The sequence below is a fragment of the Arthrobacter sp. UNCCL28 genome (assembly GCF_900102805.1).
Lineage (GTDB): Bacteria > Actinomycetota > Actinomycetes > Actinomycetales > Micrococcaceae > Arthrobacter > Arthrobacter nicotinovorans_A.
Map to the genome: position 1 here is coordinate 111,162 of NZ_FMWE01000004.1, position 22,949 is coordinate 134,110.

Annotated in this window: 25 protein-coding genes and 1 pseudogene; 5 read left to right on the top strand and 21 right to left on the bottom strand. The window is 62.0% G+C overall.

The features are described 5' to 3' along the window. Positions 1-48 precede the first annotated feature (48 nt). Positions 49-993 (top strand): hypothetical protein, encoded by a 945-nt coding sequence (locus BLQ01_RS12855; protein ID WP_254779423.1) that lies wholly within the window; start codon positions 49-51, stop codon positions 991-993. 91 nt (positions 994-1,084) lie between these two features. Here the strand turns inward: BLQ01_RS12855 and BLQ01_RS12860 are convergent, their stop codons facing one another. Continuing rightward, positions 1,085-1,474, bottom strand: coding sequence for a hypothetical protein (locus tag BLQ01_RS12860; RefSeq protein ID WP_091552125.1), 390 nt, complete (start codon positions 1,472-1,474; stop codon positions 1,085-1,087). A 228-nt stretch (positions 1,475-1,702) separates the two neighbouring features. Here BLQ01_RS12860 and ggt point away from each other — a divergent pair. After that, positions 1,703-3,538 (top strand): annotated as a pseudogene (gene ggt / locus BLQ01_RS12865) (gamma-glutamyltransferase). Positions 3,539-3,596: 58 nt separating this feature from the next. Here ggt and BLQ01_RS12870 read toward each other — a convergent pair. The 15 genes from BLQ01_RS12870 to mpaB form a co-directional block, all read right to left on the bottom strand. Next, positions 3,597-3,980, bottom strand: coding sequence for an ArsR/SmtB family transcription factor (locus BLQ01_RS12870; RefSeq protein WP_026546978.1), 384 nt, complete (start codon positions 3,978-3,980; stop codon positions 3,597-3,599). Next, positions 3,952-5,226, bottom strand: coding sequence for an MFS transporter (locus tag BLQ01_RS12875; RefSeq protein WP_091552126.1), 1,275 nt, complete (start codon positions 5,224-5,226; stop codon positions 3,952-3,954). The genes BLQ01_RS12870 and BLQ01_RS12875 overlap by 29 nt, the downstream gene beginning before the upstream one ends. A gap of 114 nt (positions 5,227-5,340) precedes the next feature. Next, complete coding sequence (locus BLQ01_RS12880) at positions 5,341-5,526, bottom strand: hypothetical protein (protein WP_091552128.1); 186 nt, start codon at positions 5,524-5,526, stop codon at positions 5,341-5,343. 33 nt (positions 5,527-5,559) lie between these two features. Beyond that, complete coding sequence (locus BLQ01_RS12885) at positions 5,560-6,243, bottom strand: hypothetical protein (RefSeq protein ID WP_091552130.1); 684 nt, start codon at positions 6,241-6,243, stop codon at positions 5,560-5,562. A 1-nt stretch (position 6,244) separates the two neighbouring features. Then, positions 6,245-6,994 carry a hypothetical protein gene (locus BLQ01_RS12890; protein ID WP_254779424.1) on the bottom strand — a complete coding sequence of 250 codons (750 nt, stop codon included), beginning with the start codon at positions 6,992-6,994 and terminating at the stop codon, positions 6,245-6,247. After that, positions 6,991-7,701 (bottom strand): ABC transporter ATP-binding protein, encoded by a 711-nt coding sequence (locus BLQ01_RS12895; RefSeq protein ID WP_091552131.1) that lies wholly within the window; start codon positions 7,699-7,701, stop codon positions 6,991-6,993. The genes BLQ01_RS12890 and BLQ01_RS12895 overlap by 4 nt, the downstream gene beginning before the upstream one ends. Beyond that, positions 7,698-9,383 carry a daptide biosynthesis intramembrane metalloprotease gene (gene mpaP, locus BLQ01_RS12900; RefSeq protein WP_091552133.1) on the bottom strand — a complete coding sequence of 562 codons (1,686 nt, stop codon included), beginning with the start codon at positions 9,381-9,383 and terminating at the stop codon, positions 7,698-7,700. Before mpaP ends, BLQ01_RS12895 begins: the two co-directional genes overlap by 4 nt. Further along, on the bottom strand, positions 9,380-10,570 hold the full coding sequence (locus tag BLQ01_RS12905; protein WP_254779426.1) for a YcaO-like family protein: 1,191 nt from the start codon (positions 10,568-10,570) through the stop codon (positions 9,380-9,382). Before BLQ01_RS12905 ends, mpaP begins: the two co-directional genes overlap by 4 nt. Next, complete coding sequence (gene mpaM, locus BLQ01_RS12910) at positions 10,567-11,385, bottom strand: daptide-type RiPP biosynthesis methyltransferase (protein WP_091552136.1); 819 nt, start codon at positions 11,383-11,385, stop codon at positions 10,567-10,569. Before mpaM ends, BLQ01_RS12905 begins: the two co-directional genes overlap by 4 nt. Before the next feature lie 86 nt (positions 11,386-11,471). Then, positions 11,472-11,609, bottom strand: a complete 138-nt coding sequence (locus BLQ01_RS22385) for a daptide-type RiPP (protein ID WP_155854089.1) — start codon at positions 11,607-11,609, stop codon at positions 11,472-11,474. Between the two features lie 44 nt (positions 11,610-11,653). Beyond that, entirely contained in the window at positions 11,654-11,779 is a 126-nt protein-coding gene (locus BLQ01_RS22795; protein WP_256378406.1) for a daptide-type RiPP, read from the bottom strand. Between the two features lie 45 nt (positions 11,780-11,824). Then, the gene (locus BLQ01_RS22390; protein WP_155854090.1) at positions 11,825-11,968 is read right to left on the bottom strand and encodes a daptide-type RiPP; all 144 of its coding nucleotides are present in this window, start codon (positions 11,966-11,968) and stop codon (positions 11,825-11,827) included. Continuing rightward, positions 11,965-13,188, bottom strand: coding sequence for a daptide-type RiPP biosynthesis dehydogenase (gene mpaC, locus BLQ01_RS12915; RefSeq protein WP_091552137.1), 1,224 nt, complete (start codon positions 13,186-13,188; stop codon positions 11,965-11,967). Before mpaC ends, BLQ01_RS22390 begins: the two co-directional genes overlap by 4 nt. Beyond that, the gene (mpaD, locus tag BLQ01_RS12920) at positions 13,185-14,474 is read right to left on the bottom strand and encodes a daptide-type RiPP biosynthesis aminotransferase (protein ID WP_091552139.1); all 1,290 of its coding nucleotides are present in this window, start codon (positions 14,472-14,474) and stop codon (positions 13,185-13,187) included. The genes mpaC and mpaD overlap by 4 nt, the downstream gene beginning before the upstream one ends. Next, positions 14,474-15,496, bottom strand: coding sequence for a daptide biosynthesis RiPP recognition protein (gene mpaB, locus BLQ01_RS12925; protein ID WP_091552140.1), 1,023 nt, complete (start codon positions 15,494-15,496; stop codon positions 14,474-14,476). Before mpaB ends, mpaD begins: the two co-directional genes overlap by 1 nt. 199 nt (positions 15,497-15,695) lie before the next feature. Between mpaB and BLQ01_RS12930 the strand changes: the two genes are divergently transcribed. Further along, a complete protein-coding gene (locus tag BLQ01_RS12930; protein WP_139183488.1) occupies positions 15,696-15,974 on the top strand; it encodes a hypothetical protein in 279 nt (92 codons plus the stop codon). A 21-nt stretch (positions 15,975-15,995) separates the two neighbouring features. On the opposite strand, the gene BLQ01_RS12935 is transcribed toward BLQ01_RS12930, so the two are convergent. From BLQ01_RS12935 to BLQ01_RS12945, 3 genes are read right to left on the bottom strand one after another with little or no spacing between them, the layout of a single operon-like run. Further along, the gene (locus tag BLQ01_RS12935) at positions 15,996-16,481 is read right to left on the bottom strand and encodes a DUF6301 family protein (protein ID WP_139183489.1); all 486 of its coding nucleotides are present in this window, start codon (positions 16,479-16,481) and stop codon (positions 15,996-15,998) included. Next, entirely contained in the window at positions 16,478-18,100 is a 1,623-nt protein-coding gene (locus BLQ01_RS12940) for a TY-Chap domain-containing protein (protein WP_091552145.1), read from the bottom strand. Before BLQ01_RS12940 ends, BLQ01_RS12935 begins: the two co-directional genes overlap by 4 nt. 1 nt (position 18,101) lies before the next feature. Next, positions 18,102-18,542: a DUF6301 family protein gene (locus tag BLQ01_RS12945; RefSeq protein ID WP_026542033.1), complete on the bottom strand. Its 441-nt coding sequence runs from the start codon at positions 18,540-18,542 to the stop codon at positions 18,102-18,104. Between the two features lie 201 nt (positions 18,543-18,743). Between BLQ01_RS12945 and BLQ01_RS12950 the strand changes: the two genes are divergently transcribed. Together BLQ01_RS12950 and BLQ01_RS12955 are read left to right on the top strand one after the other, a co-directional pair. Continuing rightward, the gene (locus tag BLQ01_RS12950; protein ID WP_254779428.1) at positions 18,744-19,319 is read left to right on the top strand and encodes a hypothetical protein; all 576 of its coding nucleotides are present in this window, start codon (positions 18,744-18,746) and stop codon (positions 19,317-19,319) included. A 49-nt stretch (positions 19,320-19,368) separates the two neighbouring features. Next, complete coding sequence (locus BLQ01_RS12955) at positions 19,369-19,905, top strand: type IV toxin-antitoxin system AbiEi family antitoxin domain-containing protein (RefSeq protein ID WP_175493435.1); 537 nt, start codon at positions 19,369-19,371, stop codon at positions 19,903-19,905. Positions 19,906-20,020: 115 nt separating this feature from the next. Here BLQ01_RS12955 and BLQ01_RS12960 read toward each other — a convergent pair whose 3' ends face one another. Together BLQ01_RS12960 and BLQ01_RS12965 are read right to left on the bottom strand one after the other, a co-directional pair. Beyond that, on the bottom strand, positions 20,021-21,343 hold the full coding sequence (locus tag BLQ01_RS12960; RefSeq protein WP_091552148.1) for an MFS transporter: 1,323 nt from the start codon (positions 21,341-21,343) through the stop codon (positions 20,021-20,023). Further along, the gene (locus tag BLQ01_RS12965) at positions 21,340-22,932 is read right to left on the bottom strand and encodes an acetate--CoA ligase (RefSeq protein ID WP_091552149.1); all 1,593 of its coding nucleotides are present in this window, start codon (positions 22,930-22,932) and stop codon (positions 21,340-21,342) included. Before BLQ01_RS12965 ends, BLQ01_RS12960 begins: the two co-directional genes overlap by 4 nt. Between the last annotated feature and the right edge of the window lie 17 nt (positions 22,933-22,949).

Sequence of the window (22,949 nt, forward strand, 5' to 3'; positions counted from 1 at the left end):
ACCTCCTGGAGGCTGGGCACTCCATGTAAGACTCAAACGAGGAGCCTCGTGAGCCAGCCCGAGCAAACCGTGCAGCACTCCGTGCCGTCCAGGAAACCACCCAGTACTCCCGGCCGTGACGCTCTGCGGGGGTGGCTGATAGGGCTTTTCGCCGGCGTTCTTGGCCTGGCGCCTTGGTGGATTACTGGAGCCACCCTGCCGCTACAAAATTTGTGGGCTACGCAGGTCATGCCAGCGCAGATGCCTCCAGCCCTGCTGCCCCTGAGCCAGTACGAGGCGACCACTATCCTGGCTCTTCTCACAGTTGGTGGCGCCGTTGCCGGGCTGGCAGTTCGCATCTGGTCGCCCGTTCGCCGTCGACTCGCTACGTGGTGCGCCGCATCCGGCGTACTCGTGGTGCACTTCACCGCCACCATCCAGTCGTTCACGGTACTCAAAGAAGGGCTATTGCCTGGGAGCCTGTCCGGGCTTTACTTCGGAGGTCTTCTGGCCGGCGTTATCGGTTGCGTACTTGCAGCACTGGTCGCCTTGTTGCTGATCGCTTCACCTTCAGCCGTCAAGGCGACCATTGGGTTCGGACTCATGGCCATACCAGTCACCTCGTGGGCCGTGGTGTGGGTGGTGAACGTTGTGGGATTCCTGAACGTACCAACTGCTGCCCCAACCGTTGCCCGCTGGGTGCCGGCCGTTTTGGTCGGTTGCGCGCTGGCTTGGTGCGGGCTCCGGCACGCCCGTCACGTGGTGGCTTGGGTGCTCAACCTTGTCTTCCTGTGGTTGCTTCCTGCACTCTTCACCGCGGTCCAATCCGTCCTTGGCACACGTGTACTGGCTGGAGATATTCCCGAGATGCTCGCGATGGGACGCGATGTTTTCGGCCAGGCTCTTGGTCCAGACGGAGCGGCACTTCCGACGCTTTTGCTGGCCTTCGGCATTGGTCTTGTAGGTGTCGGGGTTCAGGCTGTCGCTGCTCGGCGCTCCCCGGCTGCCCGCTAGTTCTGGCGGGCCGTACGGACCATCCGGATGTCCTTTACGCCGTCTTCGACCTTCTCCGCCCCGTCGGCAACAATGGCTCAACGGTACCTACTCAGCGGATCGGTACCACCACCACCTGAACGTCGTCCTCGTAGAGGACACGTCCCGGGGCTGATGAACGAAGTTCCTGCCATTTCACGTCGTGACGATCCAACAGGTCCAAATAACCTGGGATCCTTGTCAGCAGATGAGCCGCACTGGTCTTGAACCACGCTTGGGCGTAAGGGTTGATGGTGCGGTCATACACCGTGGGATCTATGAGGTTGGGATCAGGGTAAGCGGCGTCGTACCAAGCATTCGCGGTCTGCCACCACCGGTGGTCCTCTTCGCCTAGCTTTCCGTCCTTCGCCAGCCCGTTGGCCAAGCCAAATATGCCGACGTAGATCCCGCGGGCATTTACTTGTGTCGACTGGTACCTGACGAATTCGGGAACGGCATACATCAACTAGTTTCCCTCGTGACGTTTCCAGGACACTTCGACCCGGAGTAGATTTCGAGCCTATATGTCCGGCGAAGCTGGTTTCTGAGCGCGCACTCCAGCGCCCCCGCCCAACAACGCCTTACCCCCAATCCGCCCCGAATTTCAACCGTTGTCCCCACGCAGAGCCCCGGGGTAGGGTGACCAAACCGTCCACCCACATCACCGTCTGGAAGAACTCTGGGAGAAACCATGACACATGTGAGACGTCAGCTGGCTGCCGTAACGGCCGCCCTGGCACTAACCGCGACGAGCGGGGCGATGGCCAGTCCGGCCTTCGCCGATCCCCGTGCAACCGACAAGAACGCTACGGCCACCGGCTAAGGGGGTGCCGTGAGCACCGTGGATCCGGAGGCTTCCGCGGCAGCCATCGAGGTACTGAAGAAGGGCGGCAACGCAGCTGATGCCGCTGTTGCAGCTGCAGCCACCCTCGGCGTCACCGAACCGTACAGTGCCGGCATTGGAGGCGGCGGCTACTTCGTGTTCTATGACGCGAAGACTAAGCAGGTGGGCACCATTGATGGCCGGGAAACAGCTCCGGCGGGCATTAAGCCTGATGCCTTTATCGACCCTGCCACCCAGAAACCTTACAAATTCACGCCCGATCTGGTCACCAGCGGCGTCTCCGTCGGTGTCCCCGGCACGCCTGCAACGTGGGCGCGCGCCCTTGAGCGGTGGGGGACGGTGAGCCTGGGCGAGGCTCTGAAACCCGCCATCAAGGTGGCAAACCGTGGCTTCGTTGTGGATGAGACATTCCGCCAGCAGACCCTGGACAACAAGGTCCGCTTCGACGCGTTCACTCCTACCCGCGACCTGTTCCTCCCCGGTGGGGACGCTCCCGCCGTCGGAAGCGTCTTCCAGAACCACGACCTCGCCGAGACCTACCGCCTGCTCGCCAAGGAGGGCACCGACGCCTTCTACGGCGGCCCGCTCGCGGAGGAGATCGCCAAGACCGTGCAGGCTCCGCCGAAGACTGCCGAAACCACGCTTCCCGTCCCGGTCGGATCCATGACCACCCAGGATCTTGCCAACTACAAGGCCCTGGACCAGGACGCCACCAAAGTGGGGTACAGGGGTTACGACGTTTACGGCATGGCTCCTTCCAGCAGCGGCGGCACCACGGTGGGCGAAGCGCTGAACATCCTGGAAAACTACGACCTCAAAAGCATGAAGCCCGTTGATGCCCTGCACCACTACTTCGAAGCCAGCTCGCTCGCCTTCGCTGACCGCGGCGCATATGTCGGCGATCCTGCCTTCGTCAAGGTGCCCACCACCACGTTGCTGAACGACGTCTTCGCCAAGGAACGCTCCTGCGAAATCGATCCGACGGCGGCCGCTCCCAAACCGGTAGCCCCCGGCAATATAGAGACGTACGACGGCGCGTGCCCGGCTGCCGCAGCTCCCCTCGCCGATGAGTCGGATACAGAAAACATCTCGACGACGAACCTGACGGTCGCCGACAAGTGGGGCAACGTGGTGGAGTACACGCTGACGATCGAGCAGACCGGTGGTTCGGGGATTGTTGTACCGGGCCGCGGCTTCCTGCTGAACAACGAGCTCACTGATTTCAGCACGGTCTATGATCCGAAGGATCCCAACCGGATCGAGCCGAACAAGCGTCCCCGTTCATCGATGTCCCCCACCATCATCCTCAAGGACCAGAAGCCGTTCCTGGCCTTGGGCTCCCCCGGCGGGTCGACCATCATCACCACGGTGTTGCAGACCATCCTGAACCGCGTGGATTTGGGGATGACAGTCTCCGAGGCCCTCGCTGCACCGCGGGCCGCACCACGAAATGGCGCCACCGTCAGCTCGGAACCGGCCTTCATCGAGGCTTATGGTCCTGCGCTTGAGTCCTTGGGACATGACTTGGTTCCGGCCGGGGATGCCTTCACATCGGCTGCCGAGATCGGTGCTGCGACAGCCATTGAGTTCGGTAAGGACGGACAGATGACCGCTGCTGCCGAACCCACCAGACGTGGTGGTGGCTCTGCCATAGTGGTCAAACCGGTCAAATCTGGCAGGTAGCGGTTTGCGCCCCGCCCACATGCACTCCGGAGGATCCAGCCTGCACCTGGAGGTGCCTTTAGTCGTGGAGAGGTTCCCCGGTAAGGCGGTGGTCGGCATGATTGACGGTTTCCCTGATCAGCCGTATCAGGTGACCGTCATGCAATGAGTAAATGACGTGACGCCCATCCTTGCGGGTGTCCACCAACCCGCTGAGGCGCAGTTTCGCCAGATGCTGGCTGATCACGGTCCGTGGTGCCCCTGCGACATTGGTGAGCTCGGTGACAGTCTTAGGACCGTCCGCGAGTTGCCAGAGCAGGTGCAACCGGGTCGGTTCGGCCAGCATCCGCAGGGTCTCAGCGGCGGTGTTCAGCAAAGCCGGACCTGGGATGATCTCGTGAACAAGTGAAGATTCCCCGCGCCCGGGAGTGGCATCAGGTGTTGGACTCGACTGGGCGGTCATTGGTCTGCTCCTTGGCGTTGGGTTCTGTTGCCGGCTTACCGGGTCTTGGCCAGGAAAGGAACGCGGCAACGGCGCCCATAACGCCGATAGACGTCAAGGCTGCAGCAGCCCAACCCAATCCCGCGGTGGCCCCGATCCAACCTGCCAGCGGATATGTCAGGATATAGCAGGCATGGGACAGTGAGAACTGGGCGGTAAAAACGTAGGAGCGGGTTTCGTCTGTTGACGCATCGCGCAGCAGCCGCGATGACGGGGTCAGGATAGTGGAGTTCGCAGCTCCCAGCACAAACCACAAGGCCAGCAGGAACCACCACCCCGCCCCGGCAACCCCGGCAGCAGTCACGATTGTCGCCACGGCCAAAGCTGCGGGGATCAGCGAGGCTCCGGTGAGCATCACGGCCCTGTCCCCGAACCGGTCCAGGAACCGTGGAGCACTGAGAGCAACCAGCATGGAACCGACACCGAAGCAGGCCAGGGCAAGCGCCAGATCCGAGTCCGGCCGGTGCAAAACGTTCCGGACGTAGACCACGGTGTTGACCAGAACCAGAGCCGTCGGCGCGGCAACCACCAGGTTTAAGGCCAGCAATGATCGCAGCCGCCGGTTTCGCCAGAAGATCCGGGTACCCAAGGTAGTCCGGTGCCAGAGCGACGTGGTCGGCGATCCAGTCCCTGTGACTCCCCTGGGCAGGTTTGTGAGCGCCACGAGCAATGCGGAGAAGAGGAATCCGGCGACCGTGCCCACGAAGAGGTTGTTGTAGCTGGTTACGGTCAGCAGCAGCGCTGCAAGGGCAGGGCTTACCAATGCTTCCATGTCATATGCCAGACGGGACAGCGACAAAGCCCGGGTGTAGTCCCGCTCAGCGGTCAGGATGGTCGGAATCAGAGACTGGAAGGCCGGAGTGAACGTCGCCGAGGCCGACTGCAGCAGGAAGATCACCACGTAGATCTGCCACACCTCATTGATGAAAGGCAGGCACAACGCCATGGCGGCCCGGATCAGGTCGGCCCCGATCAGCACGCGCTTCTTCGGCAAACGGGCAACCAGGGCATTGATCACCGGCGCCAGTCCCACGTAAGCGAGCATTTTGATTGTCAACGCGGTCCCGATCACGCCACCGGCGCTACTCCCGGCCAGATCGTAGGCCAAGAGGCCAAGAGCAACCGTAAGAAAGCCCGTGCCAATCAGCGCCACAATCTGGGCGGCGAACAATTGCCGGTACGTCACGTTCCGCAGAACCGCTAGCATCTACCCATCCTTTAGGTGCACACGTACATATATGTGCACCTATTGTAATAGACTCAGGCTCGTCCCCGTGCCTCCGGTCGGGATTCTTGGGTGGGTGACAGATCTCGCGCCCCGTCAAGATGGCCGGTTGTTCCTGATCTCCCGACTGTATTTCCACACCATCACCAGCGAGGCCGCTCCGATGATGACTCCGGAGAGCACGGACCACGGCGATTGGCCCGTGCCGGTAACGAAGATCGAGACTGAATAGGCGGCGAGCACCAGGGCCAGCAGCAGCCATATCAAGGGTTTGCGATTCATTCTTGTATTCCTTAAAGAAGAAGGGTTTGAAAGTCAGGCGAGGTCGCGCTTCAGGAAAATGACGAAGGCTACTGCTAAGACCACTAAAAGCCAGGCTGCAGCCCCGGCGAAAGAGCCCCAAACCGGTATGTTGACAGCCGCTTGGGTTGCCCAGTCGGCTGCCAGGACGGGAAAGAAGCGGGAGTCGGGCCCCAGCAACATCTCGGGAAGCAGCAAAGTAAGGGGCACGGCGAACAAGCTCACCAGATGATTGCGGATGAGCGACCCCGCTGCGAAGCCCCAGATGGATCCCATTCCAGCAATCCCCGCAAAAGCCGGGCAAGCTGGCAAACCTAACTGCCACGCTTCACCCAGTAGTTCCCCTGCCAGGACAAAGATCAGCCCGATCAGCGCACCGCTGACCAGCGCTGCCAGTGCTGTAGCGGCTGTCCGTCCCAGGAACGCAGGCCCTCGTTGGAACAGTAAGACACGCCGGCTGAAGCTTCCTGAGCGGAAATCAGCGGTGAAGGCAAAGGAACCCACCACTGCCGACCCCGTCAATGTCAGTGTCAGGCCGGCTTCTGTCAATGGTCCGCCGAGGCTCGCCAGCGTTGGTCCGGCTTCAAGGGCAGCTGCAAGAACCAACAAGGCAATAAACCCCAGCACCAGTGCGGCCCCCACCGCCGAACATTTCCACAGCCACGGCCGTCGCAGCTCTGAGAGGAATGCGGGACCCACCTCAGAGCTCCTTCCGGCGGAGTGACCACCCTGCGCAAAGGCCCGCGACAAGCAGCCATCCAAGGGACACGAAGAAGGCCGGAACCGGTTCAAGCAAGCCTTCAAAAGGCACGGAAGCTATTCCTGCCAAGGCGCCGGACGGAAGCCAGCGGGCCATGTCCGGAGCGTTCGCCAGGAGGGGCAGTTCGACGGCGAGTGGAATTACCAGGGTGATGATCGTCGTCGCGTAGTAGTGCTGAAAGATCCACCCCAACGAGCAACCCCAGACGGCGGCTACAGCGGAGGCCACCACCACCCCCGGCAACAGTCCCAGGGAATCGGGGGCCAGGAGTTGCGGCGCAACGTCAGGCGAAAGCGAGAACGCGATGGTCCCACCCCACACCACGAGTCCCGTTATTAGGGTGCCGATTCCCACTATCACCGCAGCCACGTATTTGCCCGCCACCACGTTCGCCATCCCCGCTGCCACCACCGTGCGGCGAAGTGTCCCGTAATAGGCTTCGCGGGTCACCAGGTAGCTCCCGGCGAACGTGGCTACCGGCGCGATACTTGCGGCCAGTGACCAGAAGATCTTGATGTTGTCCGAAACGGACAAAGCACCCGAGCTGTCCGGCCATCCCAAGAAGTTGGCCACGAACCACGGCACCAAAGCACTGAACGCCACGATGCCCAGGATGGAGTACCCGCTGACGAACCTCAGTAGCTCGGATCGGACTCCGCTGGTCACAGCGGCGAAGGCTCCGCTGCTCATTGGGCACCGGCCAGAATCTTGAAGTACGCCGCTTCAAGGCTGCCACCGCCAAGCACTTTGGCTTCCCCGAGGGTCCCGCGGAACATGACCTTCTGTTTGAGGATGACAACCTGGTCCGCCACTTGCTCCAGTTCCATCAGTTGGTGGCTGGACACCAGTGCGCTTCCCCCGGCAGCGGCGAACTCCCGCAGGAAACGCCGAAGCCACTGAATGCCCTCCGGATCCAGTCCGTTGGCGGGCTCGTCCAGAACAAGCAGCCGGGGATTACCTACCAACGCGGAGCCGATGCCCAAGCGTTGCTTCATGCCCAGCGAGTAGTCGCGGACCCTTTTGTTGGCCTCGCCCGCCAGACCCACTTGTTCCAATACACGCTCCACACTTTCCCTGCCCACTCCCGCAGCGAGCTGGCAGATCTGCAGATGCCGCCGACCCGTCAGCCCTGGCTCCACATCCATCCCGTCCAGGTTCACGCCAACCCTGATGGCAGGCCGCCGGAGGGATCGGTAGCCGACGCCGAACACCGTTGCCTTGCCGGAGGTCGCCTCCAGCAATCCTGTGAGGCCCGCGAGCGCGGTGCTTTTCCCTGCTCCGTTTGGACCGATCAGCCCCACCACCCGTCCGGCTGGGACATCGAACGTCAGATCCTCTACGGCAAAACGCGATCCCCTCTTCTTGCTGAAATGTTCAAAGCTGGCGTGAATTGTCACGGCTGACCTTTCGTGGAGTCTGAGGGCGTCCCGGATTGCGCCCCGGTTTGCCCTGGCCACAAGGGCGAGGTGGTGATGGAAGCCCAGAGCCACTCCCCCAGGCGTATCTCTCGTTGGCTCGCTACTTCGGCCCGCCCGGCGGACGCGAGGTTGGTCCCCGAGGCCAGGTCACTGGAGAAGGTCAGTACCGGCACTGGGTCACCGGGGAAGGCGACCGGGACCAAAGTGTCCAAGGGTGCCATGGAGTTCGACGGCGGCTGGTCACCGATTGTTGCCCGGCCCAGGTTTTCGTGGATGATCATCCCCTGCGATTGCAGCGTGACCTGGTCTCCGGGCGCCAGAACGCCGGAAGGCCCTTGGACCGGCATCACGATCTTCAGCTGGCCGCCTTGGTAGGTGTAGCCCGCTACGGTCACCGCCCTGACGGGAATGATCACCAGCAGCACCCCAATGGTCAGCAACCCGAGCATCACCACCAGGATCCGCCGCCAGCGTGGGCTCCCGTGGGCTGCCGCAGCCCGAAAGAACCGGACCACTCCCCTGAGCGCCATCACCAAGAGCAGGCAGAGGATCGCAAGGACCACCAGATGGCCTGCATAACCCAGCTGAAGGAAGACCGGCATCAGGCGCTGGTACCCGACCACCATGAAGGCGATCCCGGCAACAAAGCTTGCAAGGCCAAACCATGGAAGGTATCGATCCCGTCCTGACATGGGGCGAGAGCCGAGGAGCCGGTAGCCGGCCACCTCAGCCAATGCCTCCAGCGATTTCTTCCGAAGGTGCGGGATGTCCACGGCAGACATCAGGGCAACGTAACCGTCCAGCTTGATGAAGGGAAACAGGTTGAGCACGGCCACGGCGTAGCAAATGACGCCATAAAGGACTGCAGCGTCCTTCACCGCTGACTCGGGCAAAAGCACCTGTGCAGCCAGGACGATGCTGCCCAGGGCGACGTGCACCAAGGGTCCTGCGAGCGCCACGACGACGCGTTGCTTCCTGGAACTCAGCCGCCACCCATCGGTCACATCGCAGAAGAATGCCGGTGAAAGATAGAACAGCATGATGCCTACGCGGCGTGGTGTCCCGCCGAAGTATGTGAGCGCCATGCCGTGGCCCAGTTCGTGCAGGAGCGTGGAGACGAACATCGCCGCCACCACATACAGATACGCCTCCACCGGCAACGGCGTGGAGAGGACCCGCCACATACTCGGGCCCGCCATGAATGCGCCCACGAGCCCGCCGAGAAGGAGGAGAAGTGCCACCACTGCCATACCTGGTCTTGTCATGGCAGCCACCACCGGTCTGAAGAACAGGAGCAAAGGCGCAGGGTTGAACAAGGTGAACTGCACGGTCAGGGGCGGCCTGAACTGGACACGCGGCATCGCAACCGGCGCCGCACCGCCGTCGAATATTCCTGTGGGTGCCAACTGGCGGACGATGCCCGTGACGTCCTGTGCTGTCCAAGGAGACCCGAGGGAGAGCGCCACTTGGGCGGGATTCTTCCTGCCGTCCACCGCTTTAAGGACGGTTGCGACGTCGGCGGAAACCCGCGCTTTCGGCACATCGTTGATGGCCACAATCCAAGGGCCGCTTTCCGTCAGCGGTGCATCGATGGATCCCGACGGGGCAAGCTTCACGGGCCATTCGACCACCCGGCCAGGGGGAACTTTGAGCCGGCTCATATCAGTGGATGCGGGGTGGAGAAGTGACCGGGGAGGAACAGTCCTTTGGTCTCGTCCATGGTGAGTGGCACCGCTCCGGGGCACACCGCTTTGCCGGCCACCCATCCCATGTCCTGAACTGCCGCGGGAAGCCTGTGGCTGAGGCTCACCCAATGGGTTTGGATGTCCCTGCCCGCGAGGTAATTAACCAGACTCCCAACCTCCGGAGTGGGCTGGGTGGCCGGTAATCGGCCCGGCTGGAACGACCGGGTCCAGCGGAGCAACCCGTCAATCACGGCAGGCGTGGCCCAGAAATCGGCACGGGAATCGTCGTCCGTCACTGCCGCCGGAGTCCTGGAAGCTGAGCGGGATTGAAACAGCTCCCGAATTTGGAGTCCCTCCTGGAGTGCTCCCCGCAAAGCAGGGACAGGATGGGCGGACGCTTTCAGCCCCACCGCAGCAAAATGGCCTTCGACGGCGATCACGCACACTGCGGTGACCAACGGGCTGCCTTCTTGGGGGACAAAAGCCAACAACGGTTCGACGCCGGCAGTCCGCGCCGCGTCGAGGAGCAGGAGGAAGTTCCGGGCCTCCGGCGTCGTCCGCACGTCGTCGGGCAGTCTCGCCACATCGAAGCTAAGGAGCGGCGTCCGCTGGTGCCATGCCGCGAGGAAGGCATCCCGTTCCAGCACTTCTCCGATCCCTGCACACTGCGCAAAGTCCTCCGACGGCCCGGACGCTGCACCATTGGGAGAAGGATCGAAGAAGCCGTCCCACGGATCCGCCTCGGCGTGGCCGGGGCAATAGTCCACCACCGGAGCGGGAACCTGCGAGGCCTTTCCGGTCAGAAGGTTGGTGGCCCGGTACCAGGGAAATTCGTAAGCGAGTGCCGACGGCCGCCCCAGTCCCGGGGTGATGAAGTCGATCCGCTCATCAACACTCCCGGCGGGAGCAACAAGATACTCCGCATCCCCTGGCGCTGGAGCCAACGCGAATCTCTCCACAGCTTCTCCCGCACCCCGGGTAATGGAGTCGCGTTTCCTGACGTCAAAGGCGCCGACGACGGAGGCGAACCCGGGGAGCGATGCCCGCCCAAGTGCCAGCACACCAGCCGTCCGCCACAGTCCAACCTCGTTGGGGACGTACACCGCCGATTCCGAGACCAGACCCATTGAGGGATCCAGGGTACGCACGGGATCGATGCTCATACGCCGCATACCCACAGTTCAATGTCGTTCAGCCCAGGGGTCCGCGTGGCGATGCGAACCTGCCTGCGTTCGAGGATCGTGAGGCCCCCTGCAGCAAGTTCCTCTTCAATGAGGCTGTTGCTGACAAAGGCGATATCGCTGGAGTAGGCCGAAGACCGGTAGGTGCCGCCCTCGCCGAAGGTCACGTGGATCATGGTGACGTGGCGGGCACCGTTGGCGGGGTCCCGGCTTTCCGTGGTGATCAGGAACGAGTCCTTGCCCAGCGGCGAAACTGTTGTGCCGCCGTCGTTGTCTTCTGATGCGTGGTGGCTGTCCGCGTTCAGGACGGTCAGGAGAAAGCGCCCCTCCGGTGCCAGGCAGTCACGGACCCTTTGGAAGAGCGCGCGTCGCCCCGCCGGGTCCAGGAGGGTGATGGAACTGGCGCCGAGAACCACGCAACCGTACCCGCCGTCGAGCTCGAAGCCGGACATGTCGGCCTCCACCATGTCCACGGAGACGCCACGCGGATTGAACGCCTGGGTGTCCACCTTGGTCTTGAGCAGGGCGAGCATCTCCCGGGAAGAATCGACGGCGGTCAGCGGACGTCCAAGGGTCAGGAGGGGCCGGGTAATCCGACCGGACCCGGCAGCCAACTCAAGGATGGGTCCCTCCGTTTTGCGGGCTGCCGTCAGGATCTCCGGCAGTTCCGTGAGGTCGTTTGCGGTGACGAGGTCATAAAGGCGGGAGCCTGACACGCTGTAGAGATCCTCGGGAGGATTCATGTGGCCCAGGATCCGCAGGACGGCGTCGGCGGTCTTGTCTTTTGCGGTGTTCATCAACTCGTGTTCTCCGGGAGGTTGAGAGTGGTGGCGGGATGCACGCGGGTGGGGGGACGGAACGTGGCACCACCCGCGTGCACCGGCTATGTGGCGGCGATTCCGACGACGATGCCGGCGATGATGATGACGTCACCAACCCGGATGTACCACGGTGTATCGTCCGGGGTGTCGAGGTTTTCGAGCTCTTCGATGGACAGCTGAAGCGGCGCGTTTGCGATCATTGGTTCCTCCTTTCTAGTTGTTATGTGGATGCTGTTGACGGGTCCTACGTGATGCTGACGGCGATGATGCCGATTGCGACTCCCTGGGAGACCCCGATGAACCAGTTCTGGAAGTCAGGGGTGTCCAGCGATTCGATCTCCTGGATGGAGATGTTGAGCTGTTTTTGCATGCGCGTTCACCTCCCCTCGCTGTTGTTGTGGCGTCCAAACGGGGATCAGGTGATGGCGACGGCGATGCCTACCAGTGCCAATCCGGCTGAAATGCCCTTGATTCGTTCGTCCCAGTCATCCGGGACATCCATGGGCTCGAGTTCCTGGATGTGGAGGTCCAGGCTCTTGAGTGCGTTTGCGCTGTTCATGTGTTCACCTCCTTTCCCCTGCCTGCTGGTGGATTTCCCGTGGGGGCTGGCAAGATGTGGGGTCCTCCTGCGGCGGCATGGAGGACGTGCTGGATCTGTGCGGCGTCGATCCCCCGGAGCATGGGAAGACCACCGCCCCAGTTGCGGATGGCAGCGTCCGTGGTGCGGACCAGGGTTTCCTCGGTGATGGTTTGGAGCCGGGCAATACCCCACTTCCACATCAGCTCTTCGATCCCCGGCCCGGGCTCGGGGTTCAGCGCGGGATCCGTCGCCGTCACCATGCTCCAGAGCCGGTTGAGCCGTGGGGCATCACCCCAGGCCACCGCGCCTTCGCCTATTTCCTTCCAGATGGGACCCATCAACGACGCCGTCGCGGTCATCTTCCGAGCGCCCGTGACATAGGCGAGTTCGTTCGCGACGTACCAGTGCTTGGCACCGTAGGGGTTGCGTCCCATCAGGGCCCAGCCGGTGTGAGTTTCCATGCTGAGCCGGGCAGCGGCCAGTCTCAGCTCCGGCGAGTCCTTTCGGGACAGCTGCCGGCCCAGCCGCACGATCCGCTGAATGAGTACATGGCCGTCGTCGTCAAAAATGCTGTGATGGCTGCCGATCATGGTCCCGGCCACCCTCAGGAACGCTTCCAGCAGCCCCTCGAAAACCAGCTGTTGCGGCAGGGTGGCGAGGTGGCCGGCGTCGAGCAGTGCGGCGTCACCGGTCAGGTGTCGCGAGGCAATCAAGCGGCGTCCGACGGCGGTGTCCAGGCACGCTACGGCGCTGACTTCCGCACCGGTCCCCACGGTGGACGGCATGAGAATGGTTTTGGGACGTTCTTTGGGATTCGTGAGCGGCGGGAGGACCAGGAGCCCTGAACGCTTGGCATGGCGTTCGGCGAAAATGGCAAGGCTCGGGTCGGCGGTGAAAAGTGCTGCCAGCTTGACCGCATCCAGTACCGAACCGCCGCCGAGTCCGGCAACCGTTTGAAGCCCGTTTTCGCGGATGAAGCTGCCCACCGTCCGGACTGTTTCAACGGTGACCGGGGCCGCGCGCAGTTCCAGGACCGGAGCTCCTTTGAGGTTGCCGGCCAGCAGTTTGTCCCGGTGTGCTTCCAGGTGGCTGTCCACCACCAAACCGGTCCGCCCCCGGGCCAGGCCACCGATGTACTTGGCTGCCGTGCCGTCGTCGAGGATCACGCAGCGGGTCCTCCACAGGTGGTCCGCGATCATGCGAAGATCCCGTCCTTTTCAGCCGCTGCCAGTCCGGCATGGATGGCCGTGCCCAGTTCTTCGAAGTTCTCCTCCGTGTAAATGAGCGCGGGCAGAAGTTGGATTCGTCCCGGCCCGGCCTGCACGATTGCACCGGCGTCGTGGATACGCCGGACCACGGCCAGTACACCGTTTGAGGACAGGGGCGTTCCGTTGTGTGAGCGCAGTTTGATGGCCCTCATGCAGCCCCGCCCTGATGAGTTGCCTATCCCCCGGGTGTTTTGCAGCTCCTCAATGAGGTTGTTGAGGCCGGCCGCCACCTGCTTGGTCAGGGTGTTGTGGTCCAGCCGTTTCATCTCCGCGATGGTGCCGAGGATCGCCGCGCACGTTGCCGGGGTACCGGCCTGGGTTTCGCCGTGAATGAAGACCGACTCGTTCTTGTCGAAGGTCTCCGTGACGCGCTGGGCGATCAGCAGGGCTGCGCAGGCGCTGGTGCCATTGGTCAGCCCTTTGGACGTGACGATGACGTCCGGCTGTTGGGACCATTTCTCTGACGCGAACCAGCCACTCACCCTGCCGAAACCAGTTGCTACCTCGTCTGCGACCAGGAGGAAGCCGTGCTGGTCACGGTGCTTGATGACCTCTTCAATGAAGGCATCCGGCACAGCTTCCGCACCCGAGCCCAGAACGGGTTCCATGATGACCGCGGCAATCCTGTGGCCTTCCCTGGACATGAGCTGCGCCAGTTCCGCGCCGTCGTCGTCAAAGCCGATGTGGCGGATGTTTCGCCGGTCCACTCCGTACACGGCCTGTCCCAGTTCGTCACCACTCAGTGCCTGACTTCCATAGGTCAGCCCGTGATAGCTGCCCTTCAGCCCGACGATGAGTTTGCGTTCAGGCTGCCCGTCCAAGACAAAGTACTGGCGAGCCAGCTTCATCACGGCATCGTTGGCAGCACCTCCGGAGGTGGAAAAGAGGACCCGGTGGAAGCTGTGGGCCGGCAGGCTCAGAAGAGCGTTGGAGGCTTCGATTGCAGTGCGGTGAGCTGTGCGGAAGAGCGGCAGATAGGACGCGGTGCGGAGTTCCCGGGCAACGGCTTCAGCGATGTTCTCGTTTCCATAGCCCAGGTTGGTGTTCCAGAGTCCGCTCTTGGCGCAGATGCGTTGGCGGCCGTCTTCGTAGGTGACGTGCACGCCGTTGGCGCTGACTGCGGCATGACTTTCCCCTGCGAAGTCGTGCTGGGTGATGAGGGGTATCCACAGCGGAAGTTGGGTTCTGGGGGTAGGAAGGATCGGCACGACAGTCATCAGTGGCCACCAACAATGTCGATATCGAGTTGCTCAAAGCGGTCCAGGACAGCACGGGCGGACTCCTCGGCGAGCGCGGCCGGAACGTTGAGCGCGGGCGCCACTGCTATGGCCGCTACCTTAACGTCCCGCAGGTTGGAGACGGCTTCGATAATGGCTGCGGCGTCCGGGCCGATCTTGAAGAGACGGCCGGTCCTGGGGTCCAGGAGGGTATGCTCGCTCCCCCGCTTCAGGATGAAGGGAGCGTGCGCTGACGGCAGGCCGTCCCTCAGTGTGGCCCCGTAAAGGCTGGCTCCGAATCCCACCAGCTTGGTGGCGGGGCGGTCCTCGCGGGCCACAAATTTCCAGGCGTCCAAGGCGGCCAGGTAGCGGGCGATCCACGGTTTGGCTGCCAGCGATTCGTAGATGTCCCACGGGTAGTAGGCCGCGGCAACCGCCGACTCGGGCCGGAGGGCGATGGCCCTGACCTTCAGGTCTGGCAGCGCGTCACCAATGGCGCCGATTTTGGCCCCGTAGGGTCCGCTGAGAATCGAACCGTCCCAGGTGATGTGGAGCCGGGCCAGCAGGAGGTTGTCCTTTGGTTGCCCATTCAGCAGTCCCCGCTCAGCCAGCACTGCGTTGACCTCGGTGAGTTGCTGCACGAAGTGCCCTGTACGGCAGGCTTCCTCGGCGTCGTCGAAGAAGGCTTGCCAGTCCTCTTTGGTGGTAATCCTGACTACCGTCACGCCCACCAGGTTCACGAACGGGATGGCCACATAATCCTGGACTTCCAGGCTCAGTGTGCCGTCTACCAGGAGTTCTTCCCCTGCGATATCGAAGGATCCTGTGACGACCACAATGTCTGTATCCGTCCTGTCCCCGTTGATGACCAGGACCGCGGAATCCTCATCGGCGAGGGTCTTCGCGTATTCCGTGTGGTCAGGATTCTCGACAAAAATGACATGGCCCCGGATACGCCCGGGAATGCCGGTGACCCACTGATCCACAGCGGCGGCAATGCTCTGTTGCTGACTCAGCTTCAATGACCCAACCCCCAATAGTTGTGCACTCTTCTCCGGAGCAGTCCCGGCGGAATTTCCGGGTGCTCGTTCTGAGAAGGACACTATGGGCGGGCAGAAGGGCCACAGGGCGGAAAGCGGAAACTAGGTGGTGAATCAGCCGAAATTAGGGGTGTTTTGGGGGCGTCTAGGTGGTGGTTTGGGGTGGCCTAGGTGGTGGCGGATGAGGCCATTTCAGGTGGTCGTGGGCGCGTTCTACGGGCAGATCGGACGCAAGGCGGAGCGCAAGCTTGTTTCGGACAGCCCTGCGATAGTCATGGCGACTACAGCTTTTGCTGTGGCGGGCATTCTTCTGCGCGGCTCGTCAATCGTGGTGTGGGCAGGACCGATCCTGGGTTTGGTCACCTTCATAGGCATGTATCTCTGCCTACGCCGATACGGACGCTTTCATCCGCCTGTTCAGGAGAATTCCTCGAGTGACGAGAGGATTCACACCCGCTGATCTAAGTGGGCGCCGGCGACGTCAGCGGTCGCCGAGTTTCCTTTCGATTTCCGCGCCCTGGGGTGTCTCGAATCCTGCCGAGAGACCCTTGGGGTTGAATCTGAACGTGACGCGGGCGCCGCCGTCGACGTTCCACCGTGCTGATGGGGTGTCCTTGAAATTCTGAAGTGTCGGTTTTCCCCACCTCGCTTGGCCTTCGCGAACCATGAGGGTGAAAGCATCATTGAGGAAATCAGTGGATTCCGACGTGATGTCCCGGATGGTGTCCGAGGTATCGAGGCTCATTGACCTCATGACGTTCTTGACTTCGATGGTCATGACGTCAGGGAACGTGAAGTTGGAAACTGTGTTCATCAGGTAAGACCTGCCGTTCTCGACTTCGGTGGTCCACCCGAACCGCTCCACAGCACGTTGTTGGGTCTCGTCCTCTGACAGCGGCCATGGGGCCGCGATCCAGAAGTCCATAACGTCGCAGACCTCGGCGGGAGGCATTGATTTCCAGGTCACGTGTTTCCCCCTTTTTCTTGGTTTTCGCTTTTTGCCCTCTCCAGCCAGACCCTCCAAGCGGAGTAGCTGAAAAAGTTGAAGTTGTACCCGGCCGCGGCAGCGGCATCCTTCAACGACTCACCCACCTTGAAAACGGGTCGACCGTCAGCGGCTTCGATTGACTGAACAATCTCGGCGTCGGTGGCATTGAGCAGGTGAATCAGGGGGTAGGCCGCCCGGAAGGTCTCAAAACCGCCGATGAAATCCACCCAGTGGCCGCGTCCCCATCGAATCTCTGTGCCATTGGGGCCGACTTTTACATCAACCCCGGGCGCATCCTCAAAGGTGGCTATCTGCTTCTCCGGCCAGAGCATCCCCTGCACCAGGTCCAGGACGAAGGGCCGAACAGAGTCAGCCCGGGCCATTACTTTCGTTGGGTTGGAGCCGGCATGACGCAATTCCAGGGTGCCATCATCGGTCACCGCAATGACCTTCGTCCCCGCCAGGAACCTCCATTCCAGAACACCGTCAGGGTGAGTGAGCAGGCTCAGCTTCACCCTAGGGTTGATCGCTTTCATGGGCGGGGTGCTGAGAATCTCCTCGACCAGAGGGTGGTCCAAGGAGCTGACCCATAGGGTGGGGTGGCGCTCCCTTTCCACTGTCCCCGTTGAGTCGAGTCGGTTCGAGTCCAGCCCCAGTCCGGGGAGTTCCAGGGAAGCGGAACCTGGATCCATCCCGGCTACCCGCTCCGCCGACCAAGTCTGTCCTGGTGCCATCAGTTCTGCCTCATGCCAGGCCCGGTAGCTGAGGTCGTCCGGACTCTTGACGCCGTAGGAGTTTCGCAAAGCGGCCACGCACCGCTCCGCGAGCTCACGGAACTCGGAGGTCAACGCGGGAAGCGGGAGGACAGAGGACCAGTTCGGCTGCCCAACCCCGGGTGCCTGCCAACCGCTGCCGTTGAGCACGGACTCGACGGCGTTGCCCACGACATCTTTCCCCGGGGCCTCTGCTTCAAGACGATCGCCCTGCCTCGCGAATTGCACATACCTGTTCGGGTACACGCTGGAGGTGATGATCAGAATGGCACGGTCCGTTAAGCCTCGGAGCGTTACTGCGAGCCTGTCCCGGAAATCGATCCAGTCGAACGTCGCCCGTTCGCTCGGTGTCCGCTCAGCCCAAGGCATCGGCACCCGCGTCCGGACAGTGCTGAAATGCAGATCCGGGTCATCGTGAGGAATATTCTTTTCCTGATCCCGGTCACGAGGATCACGTCTTTCAAACCCCTCGTCACCGGCCGAGGGGTCCAGGCTGCTCACCAAGAATCCGTGTGGGCCACTCCGATGGACTTCGATGATCAAGCCCCGGTACGTGCCACGATGCTTGACGTCATGGCACTCCAACTGCTCCGCCGGACCGATCTCCCGGATGTATCCGTGCTTGCCCCAAGCACTGAAACCCGGCGTTGGCTGAGCCGTCAACAACACCCAAGCATCTCCCCGGCGCAGGATCTGATACTCAACATTGTCAAGGACGGCATACTTTCCAGGCTTGATGAGCGATGTCGGCTGGTCCTTTTCCAAGGAATGATTCGACGCCGGACTGTTGGGGATGCGGGATTGGCGCCTTTTTGCGCTGGCCACGTTAGTCGCCCAGCTTCCGGTCGATCTCAACGCCCTGCGGAGTTTGGAACATCGCACTGAGACTCTTCGGGTTGCAGTTCAAGATGATGCGGGCGCCCGTGGGCAGATTCCAGCTTGCTGACTCCGCGCCGTCGGGTTTCCGCATTGCCGGCTTTCCCCAACGCTGCTGGCCTTCACGCACTATGAGCGCAAAATTGTCGCCAAGGAATTCGGTGGATTGGGGCGTGACCTGACGGATCACGTCTGAAACCCGGAGGTTGATATAGCTCAGGGACCCCTTGCTGCCTATGGTCGATACGTCCGGAATGGTGAATCCTGAAACCGTATTCATCAGATAGGAAACGCCGTCCTCCACCTCGATGCTCCAGCCGAAACGCTCGACGGCGAGGTTCTGCACTTCGTCTTTAGACAACGGCCAGTCTGCGGCAGCCCAGAAGTCCATAAGGTCACAGACCTCGGCTGGGGACATGGCTTTCCACGTCACCGGTTCTGTCATCTGTTCTCCCCCAAAGCACGAGCCTCAGATGGTTTCTCTGGGCATTTGTCCTCAGTGTAAAAGACGAGACCGACAGTTCATGACACGTAACTATCAATTTTTAGGCCCTCGGCGAGAACGAAACAGCGGCCAAGTAGCATCCCCCCTATGGAGTCTTTCACCTGGGCAAAAGCCACCACTGATAACTCGGAGCAACCCAAAGTAGCTGTTCTGCTTCCCGGTTCCGGATATCCGGTGGAAGGACCCGTCCTCTTCTGGATTGGTGAAATGCTGGGCGCCCTGGGCTGGCATGTACAGGCTGTCCGGTGGACCACCGACGATTCGCCCGGTGCTGACCCACACGAATTTGCGGCCAACGCCGCCAGGCAGGCTTTTGCTGCCGCACCCGATTCCCATCAGCGGTTGATTGTGGCAAAGTCATTCAGCACTTTGTCCATTCCTTGGGCCGAGGAAGTCCGCATCCCAGGGATCTGGCTGACACCTTTGCTCACAGACGAGCAGGTCCGAAGCACCATCCGTGCATCGTCAAAGGATGACCTGTTTATCGGTGGTTCCCGGGACAAGCTGTGGGACGGCGGACGTAAGTCAGAAACTGCCGGCACGTTCTTTGAGGTGCCGGGGGCCGATCACTCCTTGCAGATTCCCAATGATTGGCGTGCCTCTCAACAAGTTCAGGCTGAAGTTTTCACGCGGGTGGAGGCATTCATCGGGGAAGTTTCATGACAATTCCGTACCATTAATGGTACGTTTGAGACAAAGGAGAGGTGGCGGGATGACTTATCGTCGAACACTGCGCGAGCTGGCCTTCGAGACCCACGGAGTAGTGACAAGCCGATCTGCAGAGGCCGCGGGAGTTCCAACAGTGGAGCTGCGAAAGCTCGCTGCGCGGGGGGCTCTCACCCGGCTCGGCCAAGGCGTCTACAGGATGGATGAAGCACCTGCCGGTGAGCTTGATGAGTACGCACAGGCCGTTGCCCTGGTGGGGGAAGGCGCTGTCCTAGCCGACGAAGCAGTCCTTGCTGCTCACCACTTGGCACAGGTCAACCTGCGACGAATTCGAGTGGCATCCGGCCGTCGCGTGCGCGCCCAACTCCCCGGGACCGTAGAAGTTATCCGCCGTGCCGTGCCTGAGGATCAGCGAGACAGCATAGAAGGTGTCCCGGCTATGACTGTCGAAAGCGCCATCCTCGGTGCCCGCGGCAGGATTATGACCGACCGACTTATCGAGGCCACTCATCAAGCCCGTGAGAGGGGCCTGCTGAATCCCGACGCGGAAGCTCGCATCATTGCAGCCTTGGGGACCTCATGACCGCAGAGCCAGGCGGAGTAAAGATGCTCCAGCGCCGAAGCTCATCACGGGCAAAGCAATAGGTTGGGTTGGGCGCTGACGAGCACCCAACCCAACCTCTTTCCAGCTGAATAACTTACAGAACCGTGGTCCGCGACAGCGACAGGTCTTTGGTTTCCCGGAAGAACAGGACCACCACCACCGCCGACACCAATGCCATTCCCATCAGGTAGAAGGCCGGAGCCAGCGGTGAGCCAAAGCCCGCAACCAAGCCGGTGGCTACAAAGGGAGCCGTGCCACCGAACAGCACGTAGGCCAGGGTGTAACCAATCGCTGAGCCGGATGCCCGGACCGACGACGGGAACATCTCCACCAGCGCCGGCACGTTGGACGTTCCGATCACGGCTACCAACGCACCCAGGACGCTCGTTCCCAGGATCGCGAAACCGAGACCCAGCGGCATGATGGAGAACGCGGGAATGGTCATCACCACGAAGCCCACGCAGGCCACCAGCAGCATCCGTTTCCGGCCGTAGCGGTCACTGGCACGTGCAGCCAGGGGACAAACCGCTGTGTACACCAGCATGGTGATCACACTGGTGATCATGGATTCGGCCGAGGAGTAGCCAAGGCTCGAGGTCATGTACGCAATCATGTAGCTGCTCATGAGGTAGTACGCGATTGCGTTAGTGATGCTGTAACCGAAGAGAGTGAAGATTTGGCGCGAACACATCCGGATGGCATCGCCCAAAGGCCGCTTTGCCACTTCACCCGTTTTCTCAAGACCACGGAACACGGGGGTGTCGTCCACCTTTGACCGGATGTAGAGGCCAATGAGCCCAAGCGGCGCGGCCAACAGGAAAGGAATCCGCCAACCCCAAGCCTGCAGATCAGCAGTGCTCAACGTGGAAGTAATCGCCACACCCAGCAGCGCACCGGCAACCGAAGCCAGTCCGACAGTGGCGGGGATGATGCTGGCGTACGTTGCCCGCTTGCCTTCCGGAGCGTATTCGACGATGAAGGCCGATGACCCCGTGTACTCGCCACCGGTTGTGAAGCCCTGAACCGCGCGGAACAGGAAGAGGAGGATGGGAGCCCACACGCCAATCACCGCGAATGTCGGCAAGATCCCGATGCAGAACGTCGCCGCGCTCATGATCACCACGCAGAGGCCGAGCATCTTGTTCCGGCCAATCCTGTCACCGTAGCGTCCAAAGAATGCAGCCCCGAGCGGCCTGGCGATGAAGCCGCCGGCGAAGATCGCCCACACGGCCAGAAGTGACGCCGTCGTGGAGTAATCCGGGAAGAAGAGCTTCGCAATGGTGACGGACATGACCGCATAAGCCGCGGAGTCGAACCATTCGACGAAATTTCCGACGGCGGCCGCCGCGGCTACGCGCTTGAGGCTGCGCCGCGGGGAAGACTCGGTGTCAGCGACTTTCTGGGTCATCGTATTCATGATTGTTGTCCTTCGAGGCGGGGAGAGGCTACAACGTGTGGGAGTTCGCGGAGCTGGGCCCGCTGGACTTTTCCGGTGGCTGACTTCGGCAGCGCGGAGACGTATTCAATGAATCGCGGGTACGCGAAGCGGGAGAAGTTCTCCTTCACATGCGCCACGATGGTTTCGCTCAGTTCCGCTCCCCCAGCGTGACCGGGCATCAGTTCGATCCAGGCCTTGATGGACTGGCCGCGGAGCTCGTCGGGCACACCAGTGACGGACACGTCCCGCACGGGATCGAGCTCACGAATGACTGCCTCCAGCTCATAGGGTCCAACGCGGTAGCCGGACGTTTTGATGACGTCGTCGGTCCTCCCCAGGAACCAGAAGTAGCCGTCGTCGTCCGCGTAGGCCTGGTCTTTGGTGTGATACCAGCCGCCCCCGAATGCTGTGGCGGACGCCTCCGGCATGTTCCAGTATCCCAAGGGAAATTGCGGGTTGGAGCGCGCCCGGAGGCAGACCTCACCGGTCTCGCCTGCGGGGACTTCCTGTTCGTTTTCGTCCAGCAGGCGGACCTCCCATCCAGGAAGTGGACGGCCCATGGAACCGGGCTTGACCGGCACGTCCGGATAGTTGCCCAGCAGCGGGTACGACTCCGTAGAACCGTAGTAATCCAGCAACGTCACCCCGTACTGCGACTCGAACCACGTGATCAGGTCCGGCGTCAGCGGCTCATTGGACGAGCAAACCGTCCCCAGGGACAGCGGGAAGCGAGTACCGGCGTCGGGCACGTCTTCGCGCATCTTGCGCAGGAACGTGGGGTTGACCAGCGCGCTGGTGACGCGGTGACGGCTCATGCTCTCCAGCAGGGCCGCGGGATCGAAGCCGCCGTGGGGCCGGAAAACCAGGTGCGTAGCGCCAAGCCGGAGCGGCCCCATGAGCTTGGCGAGCGACCATGCCCAGTCCCCCGCGCCGTAGAAGACGTCGCCGTCGCCGATCTGGTGGCAGTACTCGAACTCGTTGTGGCCCAAGAGGGTCCGGTGTGCGTGGACGATTCCCTTCGCCCGGCCGGTGGTGCCCGAGGTATAGAAGATCAGGGCGGGATCGTCGGCTTTGGTTTCGACATCCTGGAATTCGGTGGTTGCCTCTTTGATTTCCGGGCTGTCGATGTCGATGAACGTGCCCTCATAGTCCTCAAAGAGGCGCCTAGCCGACTCTTCGGCGATGATCACCGACGCGCCGCTGTCCTCCAGCCGGAAGCGGATCGGCTCCGCAGCCCAGAGCAGGGACATCGTGACCAGGATGGCACCGGTCCGGAGCACACCGAGGTATGCGGCCGGTGTATCCGCGCGTTGCGGGAGCAGGACGGCGACGCGGTCACCTTTCTTGATGCCGGCCTTTTGCAGGGTGGCGGCGATCTGACGGGAACGGTCCTGGATTTCGCCCCAGCTCACCTCTCGTTGACCTTCGACGGCGGACTCCAGGATGAGCGCGCGCTTGTCCCTTGGGTGCCGGTCGGCGACGTCGACGGCCATGTTGTAGAGCTCAGGCACCTCCCAGCGGTGGCTGTTCCGCATTTCGGCGTAGCGATCTTGGATTGCGGTTTTCACGTTGGTGTCCCGTCCCT